Annotated in this window: 6 protein-coding genes; all 6 read left to right on the top strand. The window is 61.1% G+C overall.

Annotated features, from left to right (window positions below):
- The first annotated feature begins 396 nt into the window (after positions 1–396).
- Positions 397–1,383 (top strand): hypothetical protein, encoded by a 987-nt coding sequence (locus L979_RS06195; RefSeq protein ID WP_047690514.1) that lies wholly within the window; start codon positions 397–399, stop codon positions 1,381–1,383.
- A gap of 61 nt (positions 1,384–1,444) precedes the next feature.
- Complete coding sequence (locus L979_RS06190) at positions 1,445–2,332, top strand: hypothetical protein (RefSeq protein ID WP_124109926.1); 888 nt, start codon at positions 1,445–1,447, stop codon at positions 2,330–2,332.
- On the top strand, positions 2,322–3,380 hold the full coding sequence (locus L979_RS17075; protein ID WP_081993924.1) for an ImmA/IrrE family metallo-endopeptidase: 1,059 nt from the start codon (positions 2,322–2,324) through the stop codon (positions 3,378–3,380). The genes L979_RS06190 and L979_RS17075 overlap by 11 nt, the downstream gene beginning before the upstream one ends.
- Before the next feature lie 144 nt (positions 3,381–3,524).
- Positions 3,525–4,583, top strand: coding sequence for a nucleotidyltransferase (locus L979_RS06180; RefSeq protein ID WP_047690510.1), 1,059 nt, complete (start codon positions 3,525–3,527; stop codon positions 4,581–4,583).
- Positions 4,584–5,043: 460 nt separating this feature from the next.
- Complete coding sequence (locus L979_RS06170) at positions 5,044–5,634, top strand: hypothetical protein (protein ID WP_052209580.1); 591 nt, start codon at positions 5,044–5,046, stop codon at positions 5,632–5,634.
- 144 nt (positions 5,635–5,778) lie between these two features.
- Positions 5,779–6,207: a hypothetical protein gene (locus tag L979_RS06165; protein WP_156125446.1), complete on the top strand. Its 429-nt coding sequence runs from the start codon at positions 5,779–5,781 to the stop codon at positions 6,205–6,207.
- The last annotated feature ends 332 nt before the right edge of the window (positions 6,208–6,539 follow it).

Here is a 6,539-nt window from a genome sequence, read left to right as displayed (position 1 = left end):
ACGTTAAAACGCCGATCCCTCCGCGACGCTGATCGGTGGATCGAGGTTTAGCTCCGTCAGAACACCGCCACTTATCGATGCGGTTCACACACCGACCCGGGGACACCATGAGACGTCTCGCATCCCATGCCTTGCGACACGTCGTGTTATCGCATCATGCCTAGACACCGTTCGAGGATGCTTTGGATGTTCATGATCGTCGCCCCTCTTTGCACCCTCGCCACACCTGACTGTGAAGCGAACGGGTTACGGGCGTGGGGATTGGGGCAATTCCACAACCACCTCTCACGCGGGCGCCTTCGCGTACGAGTCGGTAGCTAGTGTGTCGTCTGCGCTGTCGGTGCCAGGAGTGAGACGATGCAAAGGCGAATTGAAGTCTTGTCGGCAGGAGGCCGAATGAGCGCGTTCGACGAGATCGGGCGGCGCGGAGATGCAGCTGGCCCTAAGACACTCGCGTTGCTTCGGAGGCTCGGCGCCCAGGTGACTCGGTCTTCCTCGTATCCGCCACCCGAGGGGTACGACTCGTGGTGCGATGAAGCGGTTGACGACCTGCTTGCCGACATGTTTGTGAAGAACCCTGCGCGTGGTCGCGTGTTCGTGCTTGCCTGCTTCGTGAAGGCAACAGGCCAGGCCTCGTTGGAACGCCTGCTCCTCGCTACCATCGGTAACTTCCTGAAGGATCAGGCAAAAAGTACTGAGCGGGGCAAGCTCCGCCGTCGGCTGGACACGATCCTTGGGGAGGATGGGCGCTTTGTCCGTCCGCCAATCTCGAAGACAGTCCAGGCTTGGGCATTATCGGACGGCCCTGCAGCGCTCTGGCAAGGCGACATCGACCAGCTTCATCGGGCGGCGGCCCGTGTCCGTGGCTACCAGATCCTCACCTGGAATACGGCGGGCAAGACGCCTGCGAAGAACATCACTGCCATCTCGGCAGTCTCATACGTCGTCATTGACGATGCTGACGGTTCAGTCCGCGATGAAGACCTGGCCCGGGTGATCGAAACCCGGTTCGTCCTGATCTCGCCACCTGTCTTCATCGAACTGCCGGACGGCAGGTTCACCGAACCTGATGGTCTGGATCATGGTCGTGACGATGAGGATCTCGCCGACCCTGCATTGATCGCGGAGGATTCCACCGCCGAAGCCGAAGTAGCGGAGCGAGCCCGGGGCATCTGGTCAACGCTTAGTGTCCAGGAACGCGCGTTGCTTCCATGCCTTGGAGCGTCGATCGCCGTCCGTTGCACAGTCACGGGACTCGGCCGCGCGACTGCGCAGGCCCTCACCGACTCGTTGGTTGAACGACTCCGGATGGCGACCGTGGACGACGACGAGCGTGATGCGGTCGTGCTCATGTTGGCTCAGATGGGCGGTGGCGCGCAATGAATCACGTCGTCTGTCCTAATTGGGACCGGCAACGAGTCAGGACCCAGGGAAGGAGTTACAGATGAGCGCTGATACTCCGAGGCGACGAGTGAGCCTTGAGGAAGCCGCATCATCGGTTTCTGTCCCGCCGGCGCTTCGGCAGGCGTGGAATGGGCCGGAGCCCCAGATCACCTCCTCGCAGGTGTGGCGAGCCGACTGGGACCACGAGAACTTAATCGTCGTGATCCTGGGTACCCAAGAAGGTATTCAGGCGGCTCCCCTGTCGCTGGACACTGAGTATGCGGACAAGAGCGCCGTCGTGATTGAGGAATCGTCCAGCCCGCTCGGCGTACCGCTCGTGGCATGGCCGGAATTAGCGCATCGCCTGCCTTGTGTTGTCTTCGATCGCTTCGCAGGTGAGCTTTCTCAACACACGCTGGAGGCGATCATCGACCCGAAGGCGAGTTATGACGTAGATCCAAATTCCACCCATCCGGTTCGTCTTTACCGCGCTGCCATTGAGGACAGCATTGAAGCTCTTGCAGCCGCCCGCTGGTATGAGGCCGGCACTGGTCAGCTCAGTACGATTCTCCGCGATGTCGGTGTGCGCGAGATCGCTACTGCACTCGACGTCGCGCCGCAACGCGCCCTCGCGCTCTGGCGCGGACAAGCGGCGTTGACTAGAAGCGAAGCAGAGCGACTCAGCCCTCTGGTGGATAGACCAGCTGATGCGCTTCTGGCCGCCAATCCCAGCCCCCCGTCAGACCTCATTGCACGCCTGGACCAACCGTCCAGGCATCGCCAGGTTCGAGCTGTCGCAGAGCGACGCGGCGTTGACTTATCAACGTCTTACCGCGATGTGGCCTATCAGAACTGGGCACTAGCCGCGAGACAAACGGGTACGCAGAAGAACATCAACTGGGATCTTCGTCTAGACACATACTTCTCGGTGGCTCTCCATGGCGAATGATGCGAGGCGTCCACTCGCCGTGCCGAGGAGCACCGTCATCGAGCAGGTGAACGACATGCTCAGCTACCTGGATGAGACAGAACCTGGTCTGCGGACTGATCTGTTCCATGACGCAATCGCGGCGTTGGGGATGAGAGCTGATGTCACGCTCCGCCTTGTTCCTGACTCAGAGGCGGATGCCTCGCTCTGCAGTGTCGCTGGAGTTTATCTGGAAGATCACGAACCTCCTACATTGGCTGTGGCGGAATCAGCCAGTCCAGGGCGGCGGGCGTTCACAGCTCTCCATGAGTTCGGGCACCATCTCCAGCGGAGCGTGTTCGAGTTGATGGATCGCCTAACGCAGCAGCCCGATGGCGGAATCGCCCTTGAAGACGTTGCATGTGACTCGTTCGCCTCTGCCGTGCTTATCCCGAAGGAACTGGTCGTACAGCACATAGGGGACCGCGGGCCAAGCGCGCATTCGGTCGTCTCACTTTGGGAAGCATCCAACGCTTCCCGCGCCGCCATCTGCGTACGGACTGCCCTCGAGCTCAAGACGCCGGGGCACGTGACGCTTCTCGACGAACGCGGTGTTGTGGTTTTTTCGTCGTCGCGTGAGCTGCCCCCACTTCGACGAGGAGGCGACCAGTCCAACGCGGGGATCGTGCGTGCTGCGCTTCGCAGCAGCAGACGTGCAGCACAAGGCGAAACCGATTTCGTATACCGCGATGGCATCCGAGGCCAGCGGCTTTACGCACAAGCGGCCGATATCGGCGGAATGCTCGTCGTCGTCTCCGTGACCGAACGTGCCACGTGGCTGAATCTGTCTCTCCCGAAATTCGACCGCGGTCCAACAGGTGCATACCGGATCTGCGAACACCCGTCATGCGGACACGAGTTTCGATCCTTTGAATCCCCGTGCACCGAGTGCGGCGCCCCCAAATGTCCCGAGTGCGGACGATGCAACTGCGGATTCAGACTCAAGGAGAAGACCTGCCCCACGTGCTATCTCGTCAAAGCAACCCATCAATTCGACCCCGGCAGCGCTGAATGCCGCGACTGCGCTTAGGCCACCTCGCCATTCAGCACGGCGATCCGAATTACGTCGTCTGTCCCTGGTAGAGCATCAGAACACGAGGCTCCTGAGGGCTCCCTACACCGGGAGGAGCACCAGAACACAGCATCCGGTGAGAAGGTAGACGACGTATTTACTATGACCAGCACGATAACTCTCGAACAGATCCTCACGGAGGCGCGGCACCGCATCGAGGTCTCCGATCCCGAACTGGCCGAGGCGCGCAAGCGACGCTCCGCGCTAGCTTCGGCTCTCCGGACCGAGTTCCCCGGCGCCCGCACCTACGTCAACGGCAGCATCGCTCACGGCGACGCTCTTACCCCGTTGACCGACGTCGACCTCGGCGTCGTCGTCCCGGACCCCGACAACGCGTACGGGCCGGGCAAACAGGGCCCGAAGCAGCTCAAGGACCGCGCCGCGAAGGCGATCCGGACGGGCCTCAAGGAGGACTACGGAGACCTCGCCGTCGAGGTCGAAGGGCGCAAGCGCTCCATCCTCGTCCGGTTTCGTAACCCCGTCGCGCCCGGACAACCCGACTTCACGGCCGACGTGATCGTCGCGATCGACAACCCCGACGCGCGAGGACTCTACATCCCCAGGTTCCAGAGCTGGGACCGCGCACATCCTGAGCGTCACACGGGACTGGTCCTGACCGCCAACCAGACCACTAAGTCCACCTTCGCCAGGGTGGTCCGCCTGATCAAGCACTGGAATCGCCGTAACAGCAAGCCCTTGTGCTCATGGAACATCAAAGCACTGGCCCTCGACTGCATCACCACTCCCACCACTCTCCTTCCCGCGATGCGTGAGTGGTTCCGGTACGCCATCGAGCAGCTCTCCATCAGCGAAACCCCCGATCCCGCCCGTGTGGCCAAGAACCCAATCAAGCTCAACGAGCAAATGACCCGGACTGAGGTTGTGCGACGCTTGACCCGTTCGCTTGAACGCCTCGACCGAGCCATCGAGTTTGAGGCGGCCGGATACCCAGTGCTCGCACACGACGAGCTCGCGAAGCTCTTCAACGACCCTGACATGCTTCCGGCCCCTAGCCCGGTCGCCGTCCTCCACGAAGAGGCCCGGCGGGTCACCGATCAGAAGAAGAAGGACACCCAGGTCTATGGGACCCCTGCGCTCCTCACCGGGACCGGGGTTGCGGCCGGCACGGAACGGAACAACGTCCGATCATGGGGAATTTGACCGACTGGTACGGGGCGCGATCCTCGTGGACGCTTCCCTTCCGGCGCGACGCTAAACGCTACTACGGGGATGTCGTGAGGAGTGAGCTCCACGCAGGCTACCTCCTCTACCGACACGAAGGTCTCGACATCCCGGGACGACCGGAGCCGGTACCCGTCACCGTCCGCTTCGACGCACAACCACGATATGAGACTTACGGACTACGCGCCGAGGACTACCCACGCGTGTATGCCGATCCAGGTTTGCCGTCACCGCACCGGATGCCAGACGACAGCCTCTGTCTCTTCTACCCGGGTGATCCGCCGGACAGACGTTGGACTGCCGACAACGGACTACTCAAGTTGCTCAGCCTTACCGCCGACCACATTTTCTTCGAGACGTACTGGCGCGACACCGGAGGACATGACCGCGGCATTTGGCTCGGCCTCGAGGCCCCCCATGGATACCAAGGACCCACCCCATGACCACGCCAACCCCTATGCCGAGCCCCGCTGCTACGGCAACGCCAACTCCTGCGTCCGATCCCATGGTCATAATTGAACCCCTCAGCGGGGACGGCATCGCCACCATCGTTGCAGCATTCCTGGCCGCAGCCATCGCGCTCATCGGCTACAGCATCCAACAATCGACCACGCGCAAAGAACGCCGCGCGACCATCTACAGTGAGGCGCTGCGCGCCGTCGAGGACTATCTCGAAGCCCCCTACTTGGTCCGCAGGCGAGACGGATCCAATGGATCTCGCCAAAACGTGACGACTCAGATCAGTGAGATCCAATCCCGCCTCTCGTACTATTGCGCCCTTCTGGACCTCCATGCGCATACCCAGATCAGCAATGCGTACAGCGAGCTGGTACGCACAGCGCGATCCGAAGCTGGACCGGCGATGTCAGCAGCTTGGAAGACACGACCCACCACCAAAGACAAGAATGTTCCGCTCGGACAACAATTCGAACGAACGAGGAGTGACGCAGCGCGGCGGGCAGTCATAGCCGCAATTCGGCGACATGACGGTCGACGTATGTGGGGGACATCCCGATCTAGCAGTTTGTGATCCATCCCGCGGTGTCCGTGCGCTGCCAGATCAACCTCGACAGACAATCCCCCTGGTCGACCAAATCGGTTCACCGTCAAGGAGGGCCATCAAGGCCGAACGGAGCGCTCCAGCGCGTGAGCGTCTCTAGATAGAGTCCTACGCATGAATACGACGACGGGAACATCCGGGTCCACCGCGAAGGAAGAACCGGAAGCTCCTTCCATCAAATTGAGCGATGCGCCTTTCGCTCCGGTCCGATGGCTGGTAGATGTGGACTTCTGGAAGGACGTCACGCTCAATGTCTATAGCGCAGCTGTCATCGCGGTGTTCACCGTTACGCTCGGCTCGATCGCGCAGCTGTTCCAGACCCAGCAGTACGGTCTTATCATTCTGACGGCCTTTATGGGACTTGTCGCCATCGGGGCCGCGCCGCTATTGACGCTGTACTCCTACGTGATCTACCGGCGCAAGCACATACCTCAGAAGGACAGACGGACAACTATCATCGTCTTCGCCTTCAACATGCTCATCTCATTGGTCGCCGTGTCCGTGGTCATCGTGCTCGGCATCAACAACATCTTAAATAGCTAAGGCCAGCGGCCCTGTCCAGGTGAGCACGGCGGGCCACTGGCCGTGTCAGTTCCGAAACTGTCGGGAGCCGCGAGCATCATGGTCGCTAGTAATTCCTAACGAAGGGTGAGCAGGCAATGACCGATAAGATGGAGACCGAGTGCCCGGACTGTGGGAGCAGGGTCCGCTTCACGCTCGATGACGTCGCCAAGCAGCGCACGGTGCGCTGCTCGCGCGGGCACAGTTTGAAGATGCGGGACGAAGGCGGTGGCGCCCGAAAGGCATCGAAGGCTCTCAGTGACCTAGATGTACTGGGTCAGGACGTTGTTTACATCGTGAATAGGTGAGGACCT

It is taken from the genome of Kocuria sp. ZOR0020, from assembly GCF_000800955.1.
Classification (GTDB): Bacteria; Actinomycetota; Actinomycetes; order Actinomycetales; family Micrococcaceae; genus Kocuria; species Kocuria subflava.
Note: the sequence above shows the minus strand (reverse complement) of the source record. Positions and strands in the feature narration are given on the sequence as shown.